22 protein-coding genes and 1 pseudogene are annotated in these 20,196 nt (G+C 62.4%); 17 read left to right on the forward strand and 6 right to left on the reverse strand.

The window, feature by feature from the left end; genetic code table 11:
• On the reverse strand, positions 1-77 hold a 77-nt coding region (locus BLX42_RS26765; RefSeq protein WP_237614014.1), incomplete at its 3' end, for a hypothetical protein.
• A 48-nt stretch (positions 78-125) separates the two neighbouring features.
• Between BLX42_RS26765 and BLX42_RS02465 the strand changes: the two genes are divergently transcribed.
• The 4 genes from BLX42_RS02465 (at position 126) to BLX42_RS02480 (ending at position 3,152) form a co-directional block, all read left to right on the forward strand.
• The gene (locus BLX42_RS02465) at positions 126-440 is read left to right on the forward strand and encodes a hypothetical protein (protein ID WP_012315657.1); all 315 of its coding nucleotides are present in this window, start codon (positions 126-128) and stop codon (positions 438-440) included.
• Positions 441-549: 109 nt separating this feature from the next.
• Positions 550-1,149: an FMN-dependent NADH-azoreductase gene (locus BLX42_RS02470; RefSeq protein WP_046788059.1), complete on the forward strand. Its 600-nt coding sequence runs from the start codon at positions 550-552 to the stop codon at positions 1,147-1,149.
• 190 nt (positions 1,150-1,339) lie between these two features.
• On the forward strand, positions 1,340-2,215 hold the full coding sequence (locus tag BLX42_RS02475; RefSeq protein WP_039603958.1) for a carboxylate/amino acid/amine transporter: 876 nt from the start codon (positions 1,340-1,342) through the stop codon (positions 2,213-2,215).
• Between the two features lies 1 nt (position 2,216).
• The gene (locus BLX42_RS02480; RefSeq protein ID WP_161871068.1) at positions 2,217-3,152 is read left to right on the forward strand and encodes an AEC family transporter; all 936 of its coding nucleotides are present in this window, start codon (positions 2,217-2,219) and stop codon (positions 3,150-3,152) included.
• Between the two features lie 114 nt (positions 3,153-3,266).
• On the opposite strand, the gene BLX42_RS02485 is transcribed toward BLX42_RS02480, so the two are convergent.
• Positions 3,267-4,568 (reverse strand): mechanosensitive ion channel family protein, encoded by a 1,302-nt coding sequence (locus BLX42_RS02485; protein WP_161871069.1) that lies wholly within the window; start codon positions 4,566-4,568, stop codon positions 3,267-3,269.
• A 105-nt stretch (positions 4,569-4,673) separates the two neighbouring features.
• On the opposite strand from BLX42_RS02485, the gene BLX42_RS02490 reads away from it, so the two are divergent.
• On the forward strand, positions 4,674-6,032 hold the full coding sequence (locus BLX42_RS02490; RefSeq protein WP_012315652.1) for a DEAD/DEAH box helicase: 1,359 nt from the start codon (positions 4,674-4,676) through the stop codon (positions 6,030-6,032).
• Positions 6,033-6,151: 119 nt separating this feature from the next.
• On the opposite strand, the gene BLX42_RS02495 is transcribed toward BLX42_RS02490, so the two are convergent.
• A complete protein-coding gene (locus BLX42_RS02495) occupies positions 6,152-6,424 on the reverse strand; it encodes a hypothetical protein (RefSeq protein WP_046788065.1) in 273 nt (90 codons plus the stop codon).
• Positions 6,425-6,599: 175 nt separating this feature from the next.
• On the opposite strand from BLX42_RS02495, the gene BLX42_RS02500 reads away from it, so the two are divergent.
• The 7 genes and pseudogenes from BLX42_RS02500 to BLX42_RS02530 all read left to right on the forward strand — a co-directional run bounded on the left by BLX42_RS02500 (position 6,600) and on the right by BLX42_RS02530 (position 11,670).
• Entirely contained in the window at positions 6,600-7,364 is a 765-nt protein-coding gene (locus BLX42_RS02500) for an SDR family NAD(P)-dependent oxidoreductase (protein ID WP_046788066.1), read from the forward strand.
• 96 nt (positions 7,365-7,460) lie between these two features.
• Complete coding sequence (eutH, locus tag BLX42_RS02505) at positions 7,461-8,693, forward strand: ethanolamine utilization protein EutH (protein ID WP_161871070.1); 1,233 nt, start codon at positions 7,461-7,463, stop codon at positions 8,691-8,693.
• An 85-nt stretch (positions 8,694-8,778) separates the two neighbouring features.
• Positions 8,779-9,483, forward strand: a pseudogene (locus tag BLX42_RS27130) (LuxR C-terminal-related transcriptional regulator).
• 171 nt (positions 9,484-9,654) lie between these two features.
• On the forward strand, positions 9,655-9,933 hold the full coding sequence (locus BLX42_RS02515) for a BrnT family toxin (RefSeq protein WP_046788068.1): 279 nt from the start codon (positions 9,655-9,657) through the stop codon (positions 9,931-9,933).
• Positions 9,911-10,165 carry a BrnA antitoxin family protein gene (locus BLX42_RS02520; RefSeq protein WP_012315648.1) on the forward strand — a complete coding sequence of 85 codons (255 nt, stop codon included), beginning with the start codon at positions 9,911-9,913 and terminating at the stop codon, positions 10,163-10,165. Before BLX42_RS02515 ends, BLX42_RS02520 begins: the two co-directional genes overlap by 23 nt.
• 77 nt (positions 10,166-10,242) lie before the next feature.
• On the forward strand, positions 10,243-10,638 hold the full coding sequence (locus tag BLX42_RS02525; protein ID WP_161871071.1) for a transcriptional regulator: 396 nt from the start codon (positions 10,243-10,245) through the stop codon (positions 10,636-10,638).
• 105 nt (positions 10,639-10,743) lie between these two features.
• Entirely contained in the window at positions 10,744-11,670 is a 927-nt protein-coding gene (locus tag BLX42_RS02530) for a DMT family transporter (RefSeq protein ID WP_046788069.1), read from the forward strand.
• A 127-nt stretch (positions 11,671-11,797) separates the two neighbouring features.
• Here the strand turns inward: BLX42_RS02530 and BLX42_RS02535 are convergent, their stop codons facing one another.
• Positions 11,798-12,967: an MFS transporter gene (locus BLX42_RS02535; RefSeq protein ID WP_161871072.1), complete on the reverse strand. Its 1,170-nt coding sequence runs from the start codon at positions 12,965-12,967 to the stop codon at positions 11,798-11,800.
• A 106-nt stretch (positions 12,968-13,073) separates the two neighbouring features.
• Between BLX42_RS02535 and BLX42_RS02540 the strand changes: the two genes are divergently transcribed.
• Positions 13,074-13,967, forward strand: coding sequence for a LysR family transcriptional regulator (locus BLX42_RS02540; RefSeq protein WP_046788071.1), 894 nt, complete (start codon positions 13,074-13,076; stop codon positions 13,965-13,967).
• Between the two features lie 124 nt (positions 13,968-14,091).
• Positions 14,092-14,220, forward strand: coding sequence for a PA1414 family protein (locus BLX42_RS27075; RefSeq protein WP_008090807.1), 129 nt, complete (start codon positions 14,092-14,094; stop codon positions 14,218-14,220).
• Positions 14,221-14,367: 147 nt separating this feature from the next.
• Here BLX42_RS27075 and BLX42_RS02545 read toward each other — a convergent pair whose 3' ends face one another.
• Together BLX42_RS02545 and speB are read right to left on the reverse strand one after the other, a co-directional pair.
• Positions 14,368-15,747, reverse strand: a complete 1,380-nt coding sequence (locus BLX42_RS02545; protein WP_046788072.1) for a sodium:solute symporter — start codon at positions 15,745-15,747, stop codon at positions 14,368-14,370.
• Between the two features lie 133 nt (positions 15,748-15,880).
• Positions 15,881-16,831, reverse strand: coding sequence for an agmatinase (gene speB / locus BLX42_RS02550; protein WP_012315641.1), 951 nt, complete (start codon positions 16,829-16,831; stop codon positions 15,881-15,883).
• Between the two features lie 224 nt (positions 16,832-17,055).
• Here speB and BLX42_RS02555 point away from each other — a divergent pair, with 224 nt between their 5' ends.
• From BLX42_RS02555 to BLX42_RS02565, 3 genes are all read left to right on the forward strand, one after another.
• Positions 17,056-17,949, forward strand: coding sequence for a LysR family transcriptional regulator (locus tag BLX42_RS02555; protein ID WP_012315640.1), 894 nt, complete (start codon positions 17,056-17,058; stop codon positions 17,947-17,949).
• A gap of 137 nt (positions 17,950-18,086) precedes the next feature.
• On the forward strand, positions 18,087-19,652 hold the full coding sequence (locus BLX42_RS02560; protein WP_161871073.1) for a PAS domain-containing methyl-accepting chemotaxis protein: 1,566 nt from the start codon (positions 18,087-18,089) through the stop codon (positions 19,650-19,652).
• Between the two features lie 75 nt (positions 19,653-19,727).
• Positions 19,728-20,196 (forward strand): tRNA-uridine aminocarboxypropyltransferase (locus BLX42_RS02565; protein WP_161871074.1); only part of this gene is annotated, 469 nt, incomplete at its 3' end.

The following is a 20,196-nucleotide window of genomic DNA, read 5'->3' on the forward strand; positions in this document are numbered from 1 at the left end:
GCCTGGGCAAACCCGCCGTGATCGACCACTGCCTGCAAGGTTCGCCACTGATCCAGGGTTACGCGCGGCGCTTTCATCTTTGGCTCCTGTTGACCTAAGCTGCGCTCTTTCAAGGAGAGCGCCCCATGAAGAAATGTTGTGCGGCAATACTGATGTGCCTGCCCCTCGGGGCCATGGCTTACCCCATCGACGTGGAGAAGGAACTGGCCGGAGTCAAGCTGGACTACACCGCCTACGACACCGCGTACGACATCGGAGCCATCACCCTGAACAACTATGGGCAAGTGCCGGCGGCCTGCAAGGTGACGTTCCGCAACGGCCCGGAAGCGCCACGGGTACGCCGGGTGAATGTACCGGCGGGCAAAAGTGTGGACGTCACGGCCAAGTTCAATCGGCAGATCATCAAGCTGCGCATCGCAGTGAACTGCAAAGCGGAATAAAACTGATTAATCGATAGATTGCACCCACTTTTTACGCTTTTTTATCGATAGGTCAAGCCTTAATCTCACCTCCATCGAATCGCAACCCATTTTGCCGATGGAGGCACCCATGTCCCGCGTACTGATCGTCGAAAGCAGCGCCCGCCAGCAGGATTCCGTTTCCCGTCAACTGACCCGTGACTTCATCGAACACTGGCAAGCAGCGCACCCGGCCGACGAGATCACCGTTCGCGATCTGGCGGTGACCCCGGTGCCGCACCTGGACGCCAACCTGCTCGGTGGCTGGATGAAGCCTGAAGAGCAGCGCAATGCCGCTGAACTGGAGGCCCTGGCCCGTTCCAACGAGCTGACCGATGAGCTGCTGGCGGCCGACGTGCTGGTGATGGCTGCACCGATGTACAACTTCACCATCCCCAGCACGCTCAAGGCCTGGCTTGACCACGTATTGCGTGCCGGCATCACCTTCAAGTACACCCCGACCGGCCCGCAAGGCCTGCTGACCGGCAAGCGCGCCATTGTCCTGACTGCCCGTGGCGGCATCCACGCCGGCGCCACCAGCGACCATCAGGAGCCGTACCTGCGCCAGGTGATGGCATTCATCGGCATTCACGATGTGAACTTCATCCATGCCGAAGGCCTGAACATGAGCGGTGACTTCCACGAGAAAGGCATCAACCAGGCCAAGGCCAAGCTGGCTGCGGTGGCCTGAGCGTCAACGAATTCCCAACCCTGACACCTTGTTTGCTCCTTTGGGTGTACCTGCCCGGCCTCGATGGCCGGGTTTTTTTTTGTGTGTGAATCACTCACGCCCATGAAATGCGCAGCCCCCACATTGCGCATGGTTGAACACATCGGTCGCAACCCGCTAAGGTCGCGGCCTTGATTTACGAGAGGCAACCATGGGCTACCTGATAATCGTCGCGCTGATCCAGGCGTTTTCCTTCAGCCTGATCGGCGAGTACCTGGCCGGGCACGTCGACAGCTACTTTGCCGTGCTCGCACGCGTGGTGCTGGCGGGCCTGGTTTTCCTGCCGCTGACCCGCTGGCGCCAGGTCGAGCCGCGCTTCATGCGCTCGATGCTGCTGATCGGTGCGCTGCAGTACGGCATCACCTATGTCTGCCTGTACCTGAGTTTCCGCGTGCTGACCGTACCTGAGGTGCTGCTGTTCACGATCCTCACGCCACTGCACGTGACCCTGATCGAGGATGCGCTGAACCGCCGCTTCAACCCATGGGCCTTGCTCGCTGCCTTGGTCGCGGTCGCAGGGGCGGCGGTGATCCGCTTCGACAGCATCAGTGGCGACTTCTTCATCGGCTTTTTGCTGCTGCAGTTGGCCAACTTCACCTACGCTGCCGGCCAGGTGCTGTACCGCCATCTGGTTGCCCGCCACCCCAGCGACCTGCCGCATTACAAGCGTTTCGGCTACTTCTACCTGGGGGCGTTGATCGTCGTGCTGCCGGCTTTCCTGCTGTTTGGCAACACCCAGCATTTGCCGAGCACCGACGTGCAATGGCTGGTGCTGCTGTTCCTCGGGCTGTGCCCGACAGCGCTGGGCTTGTACTGGTGGAACAAGGGGGCCTGCATGGTGTCCGGCGCTACGCTGGCGGTGATGAACAACCTGCACGTGCCGGTGGGGCTGCTGCTCAACCTGCTGATCTGGAACCAGCACGAGCCATTGGGGCGCTTGCTCATCGGTGGCGCGATCATCCTGGCCTCCGTGTGGCTGAGCCGCCTGGGCAGCCGCACGGATGCACCGCTGGTGCGCAGGGCCTGACATGCACACCATCCTGGTCATCGTCGCGCCGATCTTTGCGTTGATCCTGGTCGGTTATCTTTGCCGCCGGACCAACAAGCTTGGCGACAAGGCTGCGGCCGAGATCAACAAGATGGTGGTCTGGCTGTGCCTGCCGGCCCTGCTGTTCAAGGTCACAGCCACCGCAACCTGGAGCGAGGTATGGCACCCAGGGTTCATCGTGGCCTTTGGCGCAGGGGCGCTGGCGATGTTCGTGGCCACGCTGGCCTGGCGGCTGTTCAGCGGCCACGGGCTGGTCGCGGCCAGCATCGACGGGCTCAGCGCGGGGTATGCCAACACCGGCTATATCGGCATCCCGCTGTGTTTGCTGCTGTTCGGTCAGCCCGGGCTGCAGCCTGCGTTGATTTCTTCGTTGATCGTGGTCTGCCTGGTGTTCGCGATATCGCTGACGCTGATCGAAATTGGCCTACAGGAAGAGAAGCGGATCGGCCGCGCCATGTGGGTAGTGGGCAAGGCGCTGGTGAAGAACCCCTTGGTGATTTCGCCTGTGCTGGGGGCCGCTTGGGCAATGTCCGGTTTGGGGTTGGCGGAACCGGTGATGCATTTTCTCGACATGCTGGCCTTGGCCACCACGCCCTGTGCATTGATTTCGCTGGGGGCGTTTCTGGCAGAGAAACGCAGCGGTGCTCAGGCCAGCCCATGGCCACTGGTTGCGATGAAGCTGGTAGGGCAGCCAGCGCTGACCTGGGTGTTGGCGTTCAAGGTATTCAGCCTGCCGAACATGTGGGCTGCTTCAGCGGTACTGCTGGCGGCGCTGCCGACGGGGACCGGGCCATTCATGCTGGCGGAGTATTACAACCGGGAAGCGGGGCTGATATCGCGGACGATACTGTTGTCGACGGTGGCTTCTTTAGTCACCTTGACCGGGTTGTTGTACCTGCTGGGTTATGCGGGGTGATTTGGGGCTGCTGCGCAGCCCTTTCGCGACACAAGGCCGCTCCTCCTACGGACGCAAACCCCCGGTAGGAGCGGCCTCGTGTCGCGAAAGGGCCGCAAAGCGGCCCCAACAATCTCAAGCCTCGCTCATTTCTTCCAGGCGACGCGGCGCTGGCTCTACCGAAACGCGCCCCGCCAGCCCCACCCGCATGTCATTGCCACTCGGCTGCTGATACAAGCTCAGCCCAAACTCCGGCAACACCGCCAGCAGGTAATCGAAGATATCCCCCTGGATCCGTTCGTACTCGGCCCACACGGTCGTGGTGGTGAAGCAGTAGATCTCCAGCGGCACCCCTTCGGCGCCGGTCTGCATCTGCCGGACCATGCAGGTCATGCCCTGGTGCACGTTGGGGTGGTTCCTCAGGTAAGCCAGGGCAAAGGCGCGGAAGGTGCCGATGTTGGTCAGTTGGCGGCGGTTGGCCGACAGCTCGGCCACCGGTCCCAGGGCTTCGTTCCATTCATGGAGCTCCTGGCGCTTGCCGGCCAGGTAGTCAGCGAGCAGGCGCACTCCGCTCAGGCGCTGTTCTTCTTCGCGGGTCAGAAAACGCACGCCCGCCGCATCGATGAACAGGCTGCGTTTGATCCGCCGGCCGCCCGATTGCTGCATGCCGCGGTAGTTGCGGAACGACTCGCTCATCAGCCGCCAGGTGGGGATCGAGACAATGGTCTTGTCGAAGTTCTGCACCTTCACCGTGTGCAGGGTGATATCGACCACGTCGCCATCGGCGCCGACCTGGGGCATTTCGATCCAGTCGCCGACGTGCAGCATGTCGTTACTGGTGAGCTGCACGCTGGCGACGAACGACAACAGGGTGTCCTTGTACACCAACAGCAATACTGCCGACATCGCACCCAGGCCTGACAGCAGCAACAGGGGTGAACGGTCGATCAGGGTGGCGACGATGACGATGGAGGCGAAAATCCACAGCATCATCTTCGCCAGTTGCACATAGCCCTTGATCGAGCGGGTGCGGGCATGTTCGGTGCGGGCATAGATGTCGAGCAGGCCATCGAGCAGGCACGACAGCGCCAGGGTCATGAACAGCAGGGTAAACGCCAGCGCCATATTGCCAAGGAAGTGCTGGGCGGTATCGGACAGCTCCGGTACCAGTTTCAGCCCGAACTGGATGACCAGCGACGGTGTGGTCTGCGCCAGGCGGTGAAACACCTTGTTGTGGCGCAGGTCGTCGAGCCATTTGAGCGCAGGCTGGCGGGCCAGCAGGCGCGTGCCGTGCAGGATCAGAAAGCGCGCCAGGCGGCCGATCACCAGGGAAACCAGCAGCAGCACGGCCAGGCCGATGGCGGCGTGGAGCATGGGGTGTTGGTCGAGGGTGCCCCACAGGTCGAGGCTGTCGCGCCAGAGTTTTTGCATATCCATGAGCTTGAGTACGGTCTTTGCTTACGAAACGAAGCGCCATTAGAGCGCGGATGGCGACAAAGTTGCCAAAAGAAATTCGGCTCCGGCTGCAGAAAACGTTACCCTATGCAACTGAATTTCCCGCACTTGCCTGAGGTTACCTCCGTGTTCTCCCAATTCGCCCTGCATGAACGCCTGCTTAAAGCCGTGGCCGAGCTTAAATTTGTCGAGCCAACACCGGTGCAGGCCGCGGCCATCCCCTTGGCCCTGCAAGGGCGTGATCTGCGTGTGACCGCGCAGACCGGCAGCGGCAAGACCGCGGCCTTCGTCCTGCCGCTGCTCAACCGCCTGGTCGACCTGAAAGGCGCGCGCGTCGAGATCCGCGCGCTGATCCTGCTGCCGACCCGCGAGCTGGCCCAGCAGACCCTCAAGCAAGTGCAGCTGTTCTCGCAGTTCACCTACATCAAGGCGGGCCTGGTCACCGGCGGTGAGGACTTCAAGGAACAGGCCGCCATGCTGCGCAAGGTGCCGGACGTGCTGATCGGCACCCCGGGCCGCCTGCTCGAGCAGCTCAATGCCGGCAACCTCGACCTGTCCCACGTGCAGGTGATGATCCTCGACGAAGCCGACCGCATGCTCGACATGGGCTTCGCCGAAGACATGGAGCGCCTGTGCAAGGAGTGTGAGAACCGCGAGCAAACCCTGCTGTTCTCGGCCACCACCGGCGGCGCGGCCCTGCGCGACATCATCGGCAAAGTGCTGAAAGACCCTGAGCACCTGATGCTCAACAGTGTTTCGCAGCTGGCGGAAGGCACCCGCCAGCAGGTCATCACCGCTGACCACGACCAGCACAAAGAGGCGATCGTGCAGTGGCTGCTGGCCAACGAAAAATTCGACAAGGCGATCATCTTCACCAACACCCGCGTGCTTGCCGACCGTATCTACGGCCACTTGGTCGCCAAGGACGTAAAAGCGTTCGTGTTGCACGGTGAAAAGGACCAGAAGGACCGCAAGCTGGCCATCGAGCGCTTCAAGCAGGGCAGCTCCAAGGTGCTGGTAGCCACCGACGTGGCGGCCCGTGGCCTGGACATCGACGGCCTGGACCTGGTGATCAACTTCGACATGCCGCGCAGCGGCGACGAGTATGTGCACCGCATTGGCCGTACCGGCCGTGCCGGCGGCGAAGGCCTGGCGATTTCGTTGATCACCCACAATGACTGGAACCTGATGTCCAGCATCGAACGCTACCTCAAGCAGCAGTTCGAGCGCCGTGTGATCAAGGAAGTGAAGGGCACCTACAACGGGCCGAAGAAGGTCAAGGCGTCGGGCAAGGCTGCCGGCACCAAGAAGAAAAAGACCGAGAAGAAAACTGGCGACAAGAAGGCCGTGAAGCGCAAGCCTACCGCCAAGCCGAAGGCCAATGCACCGCTGACCAGCTCCGATGGCCTGGCACCGCTGAAAAAGCGCAAGCCTGCTGCTGAGTAATCAGTCAATGCTGGCCCTATCGCCGGCAAGCCGGCTCCCACAGGTACTCCATCAGCCTCAAGGGCGATGCGATCACTGTGGGAGCTGGCTTGCCGGCGATTGGGTCTTGATGTAATAGATCAATCCGCCTTCTTCTCCGCCTCCTTCAGCTCCTTGATCCGCTTGTCGATCAGCTGACACTTGTCGGGCAAGTCCTTGCTCGCCGTCCCCAGCTCCATCCCCTGGAGCTCATCGTTAATTTCCTTGGCTTTCTGCGGGTTCTGTTCGGTCAGCTGGCTCACCAGCCCGGCCAGTTCTTCACGTTTCTGGGTGGCCTCTTCCGGCGTGCAGGCCCAGGCGGGCAGGGCGCAGAACAGGGCGGTCGCACAGGCGATGCGCAGCAGCGGTTTCATCCTTTATACCTCCGGCGGTGGGGATGCCCGGTGGAGGCGCCTGCATGCCGGTAAGTTCCGCCTCCACGACCGGCGGAAGCCCCTGTGCACCTGGCCTATACCCCTGGGTATATGGACCCCGACTGCCCTCGGCTCTAGTTTGGAGCCACAACCAGAACAACCGAGGAGCAGACCCATGGATCGATTGAAAGGCAAGGTGGCACTGATTACCGGCGGGGCAGGGGGATGTGGCCTGGCAGCGTCGGAGCTGTTTGCCGCCGAGGGCGCCAAGGTGGCGATCCTCGACTTGCCCAGCAGCCAAGGTGAAGCCGTAGCGGCGCGCATCAATGCAACGGGCGGACAAGCCCTGTTCGTCGCGGCAGACGTTTCCGTGGCCGATCAGGTGCACCGCGCCGTCAGCCAGGCCCAGGCGCACTTCGGGCCGATCACGGTGCTGATGAATCACGCAGGCATCATCGCTGCCGGGCCATTTCTGGAGACCAGCGAAGCCGATTGGGACCGTTTGATGAGCGTCAACGTGAAAAGCATGTTCCTGGTGACCAAGGCAGTGCTGCCGGGCATGCTGGCCGCCGGTGGCGGCAGCGTGATCTGCACGTCGTCGATTTCGGCCGTGGTGGGCACGCCGATGGAAGTGCTCTACTGCACCACCAAGGGCGCCTGCCACATGTTCGCGCGTGCTTTGGCCGTGGAATACCGCGACCAGCACATCCGCAGCAACGCCATTTGCCCGGGCTTCATCGGCACCGCCCACGGCCGGCGCGAACTCGACCTGCTGCGCGGCTACGGTGTGGATGCCTCCGACGAAGCCATCAAGACCATGCAGGGCCGGCTTTGCGACCCCGCCGAAGTGGCCGCTGCCGCACTGTTCCTCGCCAGCGACGAGTCGAGCTTCGTCAGTGGCTCGCACCTGTTCGTCGACAACGCCTACACCGCCATGTAACACCCGGCCGGCACCGTGCTGCCGGCCCTACAACAACAAAAGGCTACACCCTTCAATTCTGCCCCCAAGCCAACTCCAACAACACAGAGGCAGCAGATGGAAAACATAGGCACCTACGTCATTTACGTGATCATGGCCTGCGCCGTGGTCGGCGCCATCGCGTCGATCATCAATGCAGAATCAGAACTGGCCAAAGAATTCACCGCTGGCCTGCACAGCATCGGCCCGATCTTCATCCCGGTGGCGGGCATCATGGCCGCCATCCCATACATCTCCAGCTTCATCAGCCAGTTCATTGGCCGGCTGTTCCTGGCCATGGGCGCCGATGCCGGCATCGCCGGGCCGATCTTCATCGCCTCGGACCTGGGCGGTTACCAGCTGGCCCAGGCGCTGTCGCACAGCCCTGAAGGCTGGATTCTCGGCCTGATCACCGGTTTTCAGTGCGGTTCGACGGTGATCTTCGTCATCTCGGTGGGCCTGGTGATGCTCAACAAGGCCGACCACAAGTACATGGCGCTGGGCATCATGGCCGGTTTGCTGAGCATTCCGATCAGCATCGTACTGATTGCCATGGGCATGCAGGCCATGGGCCTTGGCGTGCGCCCGGACATCGCCACCGCAGGCGCGGCGACCCAGGCGCTGCACTTCACCCTGCCGACCTTGCTGCGCAACTTGTCGCCGCTGATCCTGTTCTGCGTGGCGCTGGCGGCGGCCCTGCGGTACTTCCCCAACCTGATGGTGAGCCTGTTCCTCAAGCTGGGGCAATTGATGTACGCGGCGGCGACGCTGGTACTGGTGGCGTCGATCGTCGAGTACTTCACCGGTGCATTCACTGCGCTGTTCGGCGGCTGGGGCTTTGCGCCGATCATCGCTGACAAGGACGACCAGTTCCGGGCGCTGGAAATTGCCGGTTACGTCGGCATCATGCTGTGCGGCGCGTTCCCGATGGTCTACCTGATCAAGCGCTTCCTGTCGCGGCCGATCGAAACGGTGGCCTCCAGGTTTGGCCTGTCGCCGGTGGGCGCTGCCGGCGTGCTCGCTGCTTCGGCGAACATCCTGGCAATGTTCCGCCTGGTGGGCGACATGCCGCCGAAAGACAAGGTGCTGGTGATCGCCTTCGCCGTGTGCGCAGCCTTCACCTTTGGTGACCACCTGGCCTATTCGGCCAACTTCCAGCCCACGTTCATTGGCCCGCTGATCATCGGCAAACTTGCCAGCGGCCTGCTGGGCATGCTCCTGGCCTACTGGCTGGCAGTGCCTAAAGCTGAGGAACTGGGCCGCCAGGAGCAACAGGCGGGGCTGTTGCCGGTCAGCGCACCGCAGCACTGACGGGGCCAGGCATCGTTCAATGCCGTCCGGCGCGTGCCGCAGGGCGGCATGCGTGCCCCTCTTTCCACCCGCACAGGCCGCAGCCATGAACAGCGACCACGCCAACCGCCTGGCCACGGTGATTCGCAGCATCGGCAGCGACGCACTGGGCCCGGCCATCGACACTGCGCTCAAGGGCGTGGTCGATTTCGACATGAGCTGCGCTTACCTGTTTCGCTTCAACCAGCCGGCGCTGTTGGTGCACGATGGCTACAACCAGCGGGTGACCGAGCGTACGCTCAAGGCGTATCTGCGCGGGGGCTATTTGCTCGACCCGTTCTACGTCGCTTGCACCAACAATGCACCACGGCAGCTTGATCGAAGAAATCGGCTTCATCGTCCCTGTGCGCCCACGCACGGCGCTGGTGTTTTCCTTGATGCGCGGCTTGCACAAGGGGGCGTTCGAAACCGATGAAACCCAACGCCTCGCTGCGCTGACGCCGCTGATCGATGCCATTTTCAGCCAGCACCTGCACCTTGCTCATGCCGAAGACCTGGCCGACCCGCAGGACTCGGACAGCCAGTTGGAAGACGCCTTCGTCGATATCCTCCAGGGCCAGTTGACCGAAACCCAGCGGCATGTGGCCAAGCTGATTTTGCAGGGGCACAGCAGCCAGTCGATCTCGCGGGCGCTGGGGATTTCGGAAGGGACGGTCAAGGTGCACCGGCACAACATCTGGCAGCGGTTGGGATTGCCGGGAATGCGGAGTTGTTTCGGTTGTTTATTGGCTATCTCACGAAGCAGCAATGATCTGAAGGCTATGGCCTGTAATGGATCTGTGCGGCTTTTCTATCTCGGCTGTAATCCCTTTCCGAAACTGGCGTTTAACCTCCTGGCCCCATTGATGCTCGAGTGACCTCGTCCTAGTCTCGCGATGAAAGAGGAGGTATCGTATGTACATCTGTAAATACAGGGCGCCCCATGATATTTGAGTGGGACGCAACGAAAAATCAAACCAATATCCGAAAGCACGGCATCGATTTCGCTGATGTGCCCGACATGTTCAACCATCCCATGTTGACCCGACGGGACGACAGCGCACAATACGCTGAGGAGCGCTGGGTAAGCTTGGGATGGCTCAATGCCTTGCTTGGGGTAGTCGTGTACACGGAGAGGCAGGGTGAGGTAATCCGCATCATTTCCGCACGTAAAGCCACCAGATGGGAGGCCAAACACTATGACCAAAGCATCGAAAACTGATTGGAGCCGCCTGGCTCAAATGGACGATAAAGATATTGATACCTCGGATATCCCCGAGTTGGACCAGGCTTTCTTCCAGCAGGCTGAACTGCGTGTCCCGGCGAAGCAGGCAGTAACCATTCGCCTGGACGCTGATGTCCTCACCTGGTTCAAGGATCAGGGGGCGGGTTATCAGACGCGGATTAATCAGTTGCTGCGCCAGTACATGCAAGCCCAGCAGCGCCAGCGCTGAGATCTTTTGGAACGCACCAGACCCGCGACCGGTCCCAAGCTGTGTACCCCATGCGTCCACAGCAAGAGGCCATAGCCATGAGCATTACCTACAACTGGGACCTGATCGAGCGCTTGCTGCACGAAGTGCAGAACGGCGCCGGTCACAGCTTCACACCACGCCCCTATGCCGAGCAGCACGCTGCGGCTCTGGCCGCCGAAGGCCAGCCGGTGGGGGATGTGGACCATCTGAAAACCCGTGCCTGCGAGTACGAGAAGCTGCTATTCGAGCGCGGCTTCGTCGAGAGCCGGCCGCCAGAGGATGGCGGCAATGGAGAGAACTTCGTGCTCACCGAGCGCGGGTCGCGGCTGTTGAGCCTGATCGACAGCAGCATCCCGGGCTTCGAGCACCCGCGCCAGGTACTGGATGACCAGGAAGATGCGCTGGACGAAACCACCTTCGAGCACGTGTCTGCAAAAGCGCAGATCGCTTGAGGTCGTTTTGAGGCTGGCAAGGTCGGCCAAGGAAACCCGATAATCGGTGTTCTTTGAAAACTGCCGAGCCTTGCCCATGCCATCGATCACTCAGGAGGGCCGCCTATGAGCGCGGCCCGCAAGAGCCCCGACGCCTTTGCCTTTCAGGTGATGCTCGGGCTGTGCCTGATCTGGGGTTGCCAGCAGGTCCTGATCAAGTCTGCGGCGGTTGATATTGCGCCGGTGATGCAAGCTGCACTGCGCAACGGCCTTGCGGCGGTGCTGGTCGGCTTGATGATCTGCTGGCGCGGTGGCTGGGGGCAGGTGGGGAGTACCTGGCGTGGCGGGTTGCTGGCCGGCGGTTTGTTTGGCCTGGAGTTCCTGTTCATCGCCGAGGGGCTGAAGCTGACATCGGCGGCGCACATGTCTGTGTTCCTCTATACCGCGCCGGTGTTCACGGCACTTGGGCTACATTTCATGCTGCCCAGCGAGCGGCTGCGCCTGCTGCAGTGGCTGGGCATTCTGTTGGCGTTCGGCGGAATTGCTACTGCGTTTGCCGGGGGCGTGTCGTTCGAAGAAATGGACGGGCGCATGCTGCTCGGCGATGCCTTCGGTGTGCTGGCCGGGTTGGCTTGGGGGGCGACGACCGTGGTGGTACGGGGTTCGCGCTTGTCCGAGGCGCCTGCGACGTTGACCCTCTTCTACCAACTGGCAGTAGGTTTTGTCGGGTTAGTGCTGATCGCCTTGCTCAGCGGGCAGATCGACAAGGTTTCGTGGACGCCCTTGGCGGTCGGCAGCGTGCTGTTCCAGGGCATTGTGGTGTCGTTTGTCAGCTACCTGACGTGGTTCTGGTTGCTGCGTAAGTACTTGGCCTCGAATTTGGCGGTGTTTTCCTTCATTACCCCATTATTTGGGGTGACGTTTGGCGTGCTCTTGCTGGATGAACCGCTGAGCGTGAATTTTGTGCTCGGGGCCGTAATGGTTTTGCTCGGCGTGGTGCTGGTCAGTGCCGAGCCTTGGGTGAAGCAGCAATTGCGCAGGTTTGTGGGATAGGGGTTGCTGTTACTGGCCCTTCGCCGGCAAGCCGGCTCCCACAGGTACCCCACTAAACCTGAGGTCAGTGGGGCATCTGTGAGCTGGCTTGCCGGCGACAGGGCCGGTATTGATCAAGCTTGATCCATCACGCAACCCGCCCTGCAATTTGGCAGTTCTGGTTGTTGCGTGTGCCGGTAAGAACCAATATCCCTGCCAGCGCCAACCCAGCCGCCGCAGTTACCAGCGCCAGCTGCAGGCTCCCGCTGTAATGGTTGCTCAACGCCGCCAGCAACGGCCCGCTCAATTGCCCCAGCGCAAAGCACGCAGTCAACAGCGCGGCATTGCGCTGCGTCGCATGCGGCGCGAGCTCCCGCGAGCGTTGCATCACCAACTGCATGCATGCCAGGAACGGCGTACCGCAGAGCACTACGCCCAAGGCGAGGCCAAGGCCACCGCCCATCAGGCAGGCCAGCACGCCAAGGCCTTGCAGCCACAAGGTCGCGCTCAGCCAGGCCGAAGTGCGGCCGGCGCGTCGCACACTCACCAGCACCACGCCCATCGCCGCCGCCACACCAAACGCTGGCCAGAACAGATCGGCCATCCAGTTGCCCTGGAACTGTTGGTTGGCCATTTGCGAGAGGAACGTGGCCGGCAGGATGTAACCCACGCCATACAAGGCATACACCAGGCCAAGGCGGCCAATGCCAACGCTGCGCGTCGCCCCTTGCTGCGCCGTGCGCGGTACCACGGCGGGTTCCTGAGCGCGAGGCAGCCAGGGGTACACAGCCAGCAGCATGACCAGCGCGGCAACGGCATACACCAGCCATAACGCTGCCGAGCTCATACCGAGCAAGTGAGCGAGCAATGCCAGCAGGCCGGTGACGGCGATGCCCAGGCCGGGCCCGGCGAACACCAGGGCGCCCAGGCGCGGACGGTTGTTGGCGTTGGCCAGTTGCTGGCTGAGGCTGGTGATCATCACCAGCACCCAGGCACTGGCAACACCCGTGCCGAAGCGCAGCAGCAGGTGGCTCCAGAACCCGTCCGCAGCCCAGGACGCCAGGGTCAGCACTGCGCAAAGCCACAGGCCGCCATGCAGGCGCAGCCTGACCTGGGCGGGGGTGCGGGCGAACATGGCGTCTGCCGCGCCAATGAAATAACCCAGGTAGTTGGCCGCCGCGACCAGGCCGGCGGCGGTCAGGTCGAACTGGCCTTCGGCGATCAGTTGCGGCAGTTGTGGGGTGAGAGCGAAGCGGCCGATGCCCATGGCCATCATCAGGGCTACGGCGCTGGCCAGCAGTTGTACGAACGGCGACATGAGGACACTCCTGCGCGGGTGTAAACGATGGATGGCAGGTTAGGGCGCTTTTGTTTTCAATAAAATTGAATAATGATGATCAAGTTGTTCTGTTTTGGAGAATATCATGGAGTTCAGCCAGCTGCGTATCTTCCAGGCGGTCGCAGAGGAAGGTTCCATCACTCGCGCCGCCGAGCGCCTGCACCGGGTGCCGTCGAACCTGTCCACGCGCTTGCGCCAGCTTGAAGAGCAACTGGGCGTGGAGCTGTTCTTGCGTGAACGCCAGCGTCTGCAGTTGTCACCCGCTGGCAAGGTGCTGCTGGATTACGCCAACCGCCTGGCGGCGCTGCGTGACGAAGCCATGGCGGCGGTACAGGGCGGGCAGCCGGCCGGCGACTTCGTCCTGGGCACCATGTACAGCACGGCGGCCATTCACCTGCCAGTGCTGTTGGCGCGCTACCATCAGGCCTATCCTGCCGTTAACTTGCAGGTGCAGGCTGCCCCCAGTGGCGAATTGCTCGAGGGGTTGCTCAGCCACCGCCTGGACGCCGCACTGGTGGACGGGCCTCCGAGCCTGGCGGGGCTCGATGGCGTGCCCTTGTGCGAAGAAGAACTGGTACTGATCACCAGCCCTGAACACCCAACAGTGCACAGCGCCAGGGATGTGGCGGGCAAGGCGGTGTTCACCTTCCGCCAGGGCTGTTCCTACCGGATGCGCCTGGAGGCGTGGTATGCCCATGCACATACGCCCATGGGGCGGGTAATGGAGATCGAGTCTTACCAGAGCATGCTGGCCTGTGTGATAGCCGGCGCGGGCGTGGCGCTGATGGCGCAATCGATGCTCGACAGCCTGCCGGGGCGTGACCGCGTGCGGGTCCATCGCCTGCAGGCGCCGTTCGATCAGGCGGTGACCTGGCTGATGTGGCGGCAGGGGATGCGAGGGGCGAATTTGCAGGCGTGGGTCGATTTGCAACAAAGCGAAACGATTAACCAGCCGTCGGAATCCACCGTTTCCGCTTGATCCGCGTCAAACTTGCCCCTATCTGTAAGTACAAGGGCATGCGTAATACAGGACATCGGGCTATGATCTGTATGAAACATCGCAGGATTGATTGACCGAGAGGCTGACCCGTCAAGGGGGCACTATGAAAAACCAAATGTTCAACTGGCTCCACGACTTGGCTGTCGCCCTGGGGCTGATACCACCACCCTTGCAGCCGGTGCCTATCCCGACTGATGAAGAGCAGCGCAGGCGCCAGCCGCGTCGTCGTTGAAACCAACAAAAGCCGCGATATCAGAGATGATGCCGTGGCTTTTTTGTTGGTTGTTTTCGGGGCGTTGTGCATGCGGTCGAGCGCATGCCTGGGTTGCGCCGGCACCTTTGGGATCGAGCGCTGCCTGGGCGACGCTCGATCTTACCCTCAAGCCAGCTTCACCACCCCTACCGGTTTACGCGACAGCAGGCTGACCAGCACGAAACTCACCAGGCCAACCGCCAGGCTGTAGTAGATCGGCGTATTGGCGTCCAGCCCGTCCTTGAACATGAACCACAGCGCCGTGGCAAAGCCCAGCGACATGCTGGCGATGGCCCCTGCAGTGGTTGCACGTTTCCAGAAGATAGCCCCGATCAGCGGGATCAGCATGCCGCCGACCAGCAGGTTGTAGGCCAGCGTCAGTGCGCTGATCACATCGTTCACCGCCAGGGCGATGCCCAACACCACCAAGCCGGTGAGCAGGGTGAACAGGCGGCTGACACCCAGGCTCGACTGCTTGCCGCCACGCAGTTTTGGCAGCAGGTCTTCGGTAATGGTGGTCGAGGCGGCCAGCAGGCCGGCGCTGGCGGTCGACATCATCGCTGCCAGGGCAGCGGCCATCAGCAGGCCACGGATACCATCAGGCAACTGGCTCTTGATCATCTCGGCGAACGCGTTGTTCGGGTTGGCCAGGTCCGGCATCAGCACATGCGCGGCCATGCCGATCAGGGCGCAGGCCAGGCCATATAGCACGCAGTACAGGCCTGCAGTCGTGCCGGCGCGTTGGCAGACCTTCTCATCACGGGCGGTGAACACCCGCTGCCAGATGTCCTGACCGATCAGGATGCCGAAGAAGTAGATCAGGAAGTAGGTGATGATGGTGTCCCAGCCGATGGTGGTCCAGGCGAAGCTGGCCGCCGGCAGCTTGGCTACCAGGGTGTCCCAGCCACCGGCGTTGTACAGGCACACCGGCAGCAGGATGAACATCAGGCCCACGGTCTTGATCACGAACTGGACGATATCGGTCAGGGTCAACGACCACATGCCGCCGATGGTCGAATAGACCACCACCACACCGCCGCCGAGCAGCAGCGACATCCAGAACGGCAAGTCCAGCAACACCTGCAGGACAGTCGCCATGGCCAGGGTCGAGGTGACGCCGATCATCAGCGCATAGGCCAGCATGATTGCCGCACTGGCCTGGCGCGCCATGGGGTTGTAGCGACGTTCCAGTACCTGGGTCACGGTGAAGATCTTCAGGCGCAGCAGCGGTTTGGCGAGGAACAGGTTGAGGGCGATGATGCCCAGGCCCAAGGCTGCGCACAGCCAGAAGCCGGAGATGCCGTGCACATAGCCAAGGCGCACGGTGCCGACGGTGGAGGCGCCACCGAGCACGGTGGTGGCCATGGTGCCCATGTACAAGGTCGGGCCCAGGTTGCGCCCTGCCACCAGATAGTCTTCGTGGGTTTTTGCGCGCCGCATGCCATACCAGCCCAGCCCGAGCATGCCGGCGGTATAGATCATTACAACAATGATGTCCAAGGCCATTGGGGGTCTCCCGATTATCTTTATTATGGCGAGATCGACCGCTCAGGCGGGTTCACGGCGCCTGGCGGTCTTGTCTTGTGTTGGCGGGCCTCTGTGGCCCTCCCTCATGGCTCCTGCCGGGGTGCAGCAAGTTTCAGCGGCGCACGACGCCGGGCAGCACGCAGAGCATTTCGAACAGCAGGTTGGCACCGAGCAGCGAGGTGTTGCCGGTGGTGTCGTAAGGCGGGGAGACTTCGACAAGGTCACAGCCGATCAGGTCCAGGCCGTGGCAGCCGCGAATGATCTCCATCGCCTGGATGGTGGTCAAGCCGCCGATTTCCGGGGTGCCGGTGCCCGGGGCCCAGGCCGGGTCGATACCGTCGATGTCGAACGACAGGTACACCGGGCCGCCGCCGACTTTTTCGCGCACTTCGGCCATCAGCGGTTCCAGTGACTTGTGCCAGCACTCTTCGGCCTGCACCACGCGAAAGCCCTGGCGGCGGCTCCAGTTGAAGTCGTCGGCGGTGTAGCCCTGGGCGCGCAGGCCGATCTGGACCACGCGGTCGCAATCGAGCAGGCCCTCTTCCACCGCGCGGCGGAAGGTGGTGCCGTGGGCGATTTTCTCACCGAACATGTGATCGTTGACGTCGGCGTGGGCGTCGATGTGCACCAGGCCGATCTTGCCGTGCTTCTTGTGCAGGGCGCGCAGGATCGGCAGGGTGATGGTGTGGTCGCCACCCAGCGTCATCGGGATGACATTGTGCTCGACAATCTCGTCGTAGGCTTCTTCGATGATGCGCACGGCGTCGAGCAGGTTGAAGGTGTTGATCGCCACGTCACCGATGTCGGCCACCGACAGCGAGTCGAACGGGGCGGCACCGGTGGCCATGTTGTACGGGCGGATCATCACCGATTCGGCGCGGATCTGCCGTGGGCCGAAGCGGGTGCCGGAGCGCAGCGAGGTGCCGATGTCCAGCGGCACGCCGATGAACGCGGCGTCCAGGCCTTCGGCGCTTTGCAGGTGGGGGAGACGGAGCATGGTGGCGATGCCGCCGAAACGCGGCATTTCGTTGCCGCCCAGTGGTTGATGGAGAACTTTGTCCACGGTGGGCCTCATCAGTCGGTCGATTGTTTTGTTTGTTCGAACCTGTGCCGCCGCGCGCCTTGAAATGTGGTTATGCCGGCGGGCAGGGACATTTCGGCCAAGTCTGCTCAAGGTAGTGCGTGGGAAAAATCGCTACCGGCAAATACTTACTTCAGGAATTTCTGAACTAAACGCCAGCGCAGCGGTTAGACTGCGCGCAAATGACACAGCGGAACCGTTGCACCATGGCCTCGACCTTGCCCGACCTGAAACTGCTGCGCATCTTTGTCAGCGTGGTGCGCCACCAAGGCTTCGCCAATGCCCAGCGCGATCTCAACCTGTCGACCTCGGCCATCAGTACCTACATGAGCCAGCTCGAAGGCGCCTTGGGCATCGTGCTGTGCCACCGCGGGCGTGGCGGTTTCAGCCTGACCAGCAAGGGCGAGCTGTTCCATCAGGAGACCTTGCGCCTGCTGGCGGAGCTCGATGGCTTCGAGCAATACGCCGCAGCGCTCAAGGGTGAGCTGCGCGGTACGCTCAACCTCGGGGTGATCGACTCGACCGTGGGCGACCGCGCGCTGCCGTTGGCTGAAGCGATCGGAGCCTACAGCCAGGAGCACCCTGCGGTGCACCTGCACCTTTCGGTATCCAGCCCCTATGAGCTGCAGCTTGGCGTGCAGGACAACCGCCTGGACCTGGCCATCGGGGCGTTCTCCTCGCGCATGAGTGGCCTGGTTTACCAGCCGCTGTACCGCGAGCAGCATTGGTTGTACTGCAGCAGCCGCCACCCGCTGTTCGCCGAGCGGCGTATCCCCGAACCGGTGGTGACCCAACAGCGCATGGTCGGGCGCGGTTACTGGAGCCAGGCGGAGTTGGCCCGGCATGGCTTCAAACACAGCGCGGCGACCGTCGAAAGCATGGAGGCGCAGCTCATTCTGATCCTGTCAGGTGCCTATATCGGCTACCTGCCCGAGCACTATGCCCAGGCTTGGGTCGACAAGGGCGACCTGCGCGTATTGTCTCCGGCCACTTTCGGCTATCAGGCGCCATTTTCGCTGATAATCCGCCGCGGTCGCAGCCGTGAACCCTTGATTCAGACCTTCCGTGACCTGCTCAAAAGCCAGCTCAATGTTGGCTGATGAACAGGACGTTTTGGTCATTCCGTCGGCATGAATAAATTTCCTACAAACCTGACTACTACGCTGATGGCGTTCTGCTAAACCTCTACTTGCTTTGATGATTTTCCCCTTCATCTACACAAGCAAGGACCGCCCAGATGCGCATGAATTTGCCCGTCACTGAGCATGAAAGAACGTTTTCCAGCGACCAGCGGCTGATCTCTACCACCGACCTGAACAGCCGCATCACCTACTGCAACGACGCGTTCGTGGCCATCAGCGGGTTCACCTACGACGAGCTGGTGGGCCAGACCCACAACCTGGTGCGTCACCCCGACATGCCACCGACGGTTTTCGGGCATATGTGGGACACCATCAAACAAGGCAAACCCTGGATGGGCGTGGTGAAGAATCGCGCCAAGAACGGTGATTTCTACTGGGTGAGTGCTTATGTCACCGCCATTTATGAAAACGGCCGCATCAGCGGCTACGAGTCGGTGCGGTCGGTGCCCAGCCGTGAGCAGATCCGCCGCGCAGAACGGCTGTATGCGCGTCTGCGCGCCGGTCGCCCGGCTGTAGCCTGGGCCGCGCGGCTGGGGCGTGGCGTTGGTGATGGCTGGCCGCTGATAGGCGCAGGCCTGTTGTCGGCCGCCGGCTACCTTTGGTTACCACCCTATGCAGCGCTGGGCGTGCTGATGGCCAGTATGCTGTTGGCCTGGTACCTGATCGAACAACGGCATAACCAGGCGATCCGCCGCACACTGGCCGAACATCCCAAGGCCTTCACCAGCCCGCTGGTTGCGCTGACGTACAGTGACAATCCGGGCCTGCACGGCCAGCTCGACCTGGCGATCATCAGCGAGGAAGCGAGGCTGCAAACCGCCCTGACACGCCTGGTGGACGCCGGCGTCGGCGTGAAGTCGCGGGCCGCCCAGTCAGCCGACCTGTCCGATGCCCAGGCGCAGATGCTCGACCGCCAACGCAGTGAGACCGATCAGTCGGCCACCGCCATTGCGCAAATGGCGGCGACCATTCAGGAAGTCACGCATAACGTGCAAAGCACCGCGCATGCTGCGGGCGATGCCGATCAGTTGGCGCAGCAGGGCAGCGAACTGGCCCGGCAGAGCCTCAAGGCGATGGGCAGCATGAGTGAGGCGGTCAGCGACATCGGCCAGGCGGTCAACGCCCTGGCTGAGCAGACCCAGTCGATCGGCAGCGTGGTCGACACCATCACCTCGATTGCCGAACAGACCAATTTGCTGGCGCTCAATGCCGCGATCGAGGCGGCGCGCGCGGGTGAGCAGGGCAGGGGCTTTGCCGTGGTGGCCGATGAGGTGCGCTCGCTGGCCCAGCGCACGCGTACCTCGACCGAGGAAATCCACCAGATCATTGCCTCCCTGCGCACTGGCGCCGAGCGAGCGGTAAGCACGGCCAGCCGCGGTGAGCAGATCTCACGGGACAGCGTGCACAGTGTCGAGGCGGTGCAGTCGGCGCTGGCCGGGATTGCCCAGGCGGTCAGCCGCATCACCGGCATGAGCCAGCAGATGGCGACGGCGTCGGAGCAGCAGAGCCACGTGGTCGAAGACATCAACCAGCAGATCGTGCGCATCGCCCAGTTGTGTGACCAGACGGCAGGGCAGGCCAAGCAGGGGGCTGAAATCAGCCAGGACCTGGAGCGAATGGCCGAGTATCTGCACAGCCTGGCAGAGCGCTTCAACCGCTGATTTACCGCCTCTCCCACATGGATGTGGGGCTTTTCCTCAGGGCTGTGGCACACTGCGCCCGGTAAGGAGAAACCGATGTCCAGACCCCGCTGCGAGCGCTGCCTGCGCCCGCTCGATCACTGCCTTTGCCCACTGATCCCCTCGCTCGACAGCCGCACCCGCGTGGTCCTGCTGCAGCACCCCAGTGAAACCTCGCACGCCCTGAATACCGCACGCCTGGCTGCCCTTGGCCTGGTCAATGCCGAGTTGCGCGTGGGCGAGGTGTTTGAAGACCTGGGTGATTTGCTGGATGCACCTGAGTATCGGCCGGTGCTGTTGTTTCCAGGTGAGCAGGCCCAAGTGCTTGCAGCCTACGGCGATACAGGCGACAGGCCGCTCATGCTGATAGTCCCCGATGGCACCTGGCGCAAGGCTCGCAAGCTTTTGTACCTCAATCCGCTGCTCGAAGCGTTGCCCAGGGTGACGCTGGCGCAGGTGGCGCCCTCGCGCTACCGCGTGCGCAAGGCGCCGGAGCCGGGAGCGGTGTCGACCATAGAGGCGGTGG

Source organism: Pseudomonas sp. SG-MS2 (assembly GCF_009933855.1).
Classification (GTDB): Bacteria; Pseudomonadota; Gammaproteobacteria; order Pseudomonadales; family Pseudomonadaceae; genus Aquipseudomonas; species Aquipseudomonas putida_E.

Bases quoted from the DNA above. Each gene is read 5' to 3' on its own strand.
- BLX42_RS02465 (WP_012315657.1), top strand. From the start codon at position 126: ATGAAGAAATGTTGTGCGGCAATACTGATGTGCCTGCCCCTCGGGGCC.
- BLX42_RS02470 (WP_046788059.1), top strand. From the start codon at position 550: ATGTCCCGCGTACTGATCGTCGAAAGCAGCGCCCGCCAGCAGGATTCC.
- BLX42_RS02475 (WP_039603958.1), top strand. From the start codon at position 1,340: ATGGGCTACCTGATAATCGTCGCGCTGATCCAGGCGTTTTCCTTCAGC.
- BLX42_RS02480 (WP_161871068.1), top strand. From the start codon at position 2,217: ATGCACACCATCCTGGTCATCGTCGCGCCGATCTTTGCGTTGATCCTG.
- BLX42_RS02485 (WP_161871069.1), bottom strand. From the start codon at position 4,568: ATGGATATGCAAAAACTCTGGCGCGACAGCCTCGACCTGTGGGGCACC.
- BLX42_RS02490 (WP_012315652.1), top strand. From the start codon at position 4,674: ATGCAACTGAATTTCCCGCACTTGCCTGAGGTTACCTCCGTGTTCTCC.
- BLX42_RS02495 (WP_046788065.1), bottom strand. From the start codon at position 6,424: ATGAAACCGCTGCTGCGCATCGCCTGTGCGACCGCCCTGTTCTGCGCC.
- BLX42_RS02500 (WP_046788066.1), top strand. From the start codon at position 6,600: ATGGATCGATTGAAAGGCAAGGTGGCACTGATTACCGGCGGGGCAGGG.
- eutH (WP_161871070.1), top strand. From the start codon at position 7,461: ATGGAAAACATAGGCACCTACGTCATTTACGTGATCATGGCCTGCGCC.
- BLX42_RS02515 (WP_046788068.1), top strand. From the start codon at position 9,655: ATGATATTTGAGTGGGACGCAACGAAAAATCAAACCAATATCCGAAAG.
- BLX42_RS02520 (WP_012315648.1), top strand. From the start codon at position 9,911: ATGACCAAAGCATCGAAAACTGATTGGAGCCGCCTGGCTCAAATGGAC.
- BLX42_RS02525 (WP_161871071.1), top strand. From the start codon at position 10,243: ATGAGCATTACCTACAACTGGGACCTGATCGAGCGCTTGCTGCACGAA.
- BLX42_RS02530 (WP_046788069.1), top strand. From the start codon at position 10,744: ATGAGCGCGGCCCGCAAGAGCCCCGACGCCTTTGCCTTTCAGGTGATG.
- BLX42_RS02535 (WP_161871072.1), bottom strand. From the start codon at position 12,967: ATGTCGCCGTTCGTACAACTGCTGGCCAGCGCCGTAGCCCTGATGATG.
- BLX42_RS02540 (WP_046788071.1), top strand. From the start codon at position 13,074: ATGGAGTTCAGCCAGCTGCGTATCTTCCAGGCGGTCGCAGAGGAAGGT.
- BLX42_RS27075 (WP_008090807.1), top strand. From the start codon at position 14,092: ATGAAAAACCAAATGTTCAACTGGCTCCACGACTTGGCTGTCGCCCTG.
- BLX42_RS02545 (WP_046788072.1), bottom strand. From the start codon at position 15,747: ATGGCCTTGGACATCATTGTTGTAATGATCTATACCGCCGGCATGCTC.
- BLX42_RS02555 (WP_012315640.1), top strand. From the start codon at position 17,056: ATGGCCTCGACCTTGCCCGACCTGAAACTGCTGCGCATCTTTGTCAGC.
- BLX42_RS02560 (WP_161871073.1), top strand. From the start codon at position 18,087: ATGCGCATGAATTTGCCCGTCACTGAGCATGAAAGAACGTTTTCCAGC.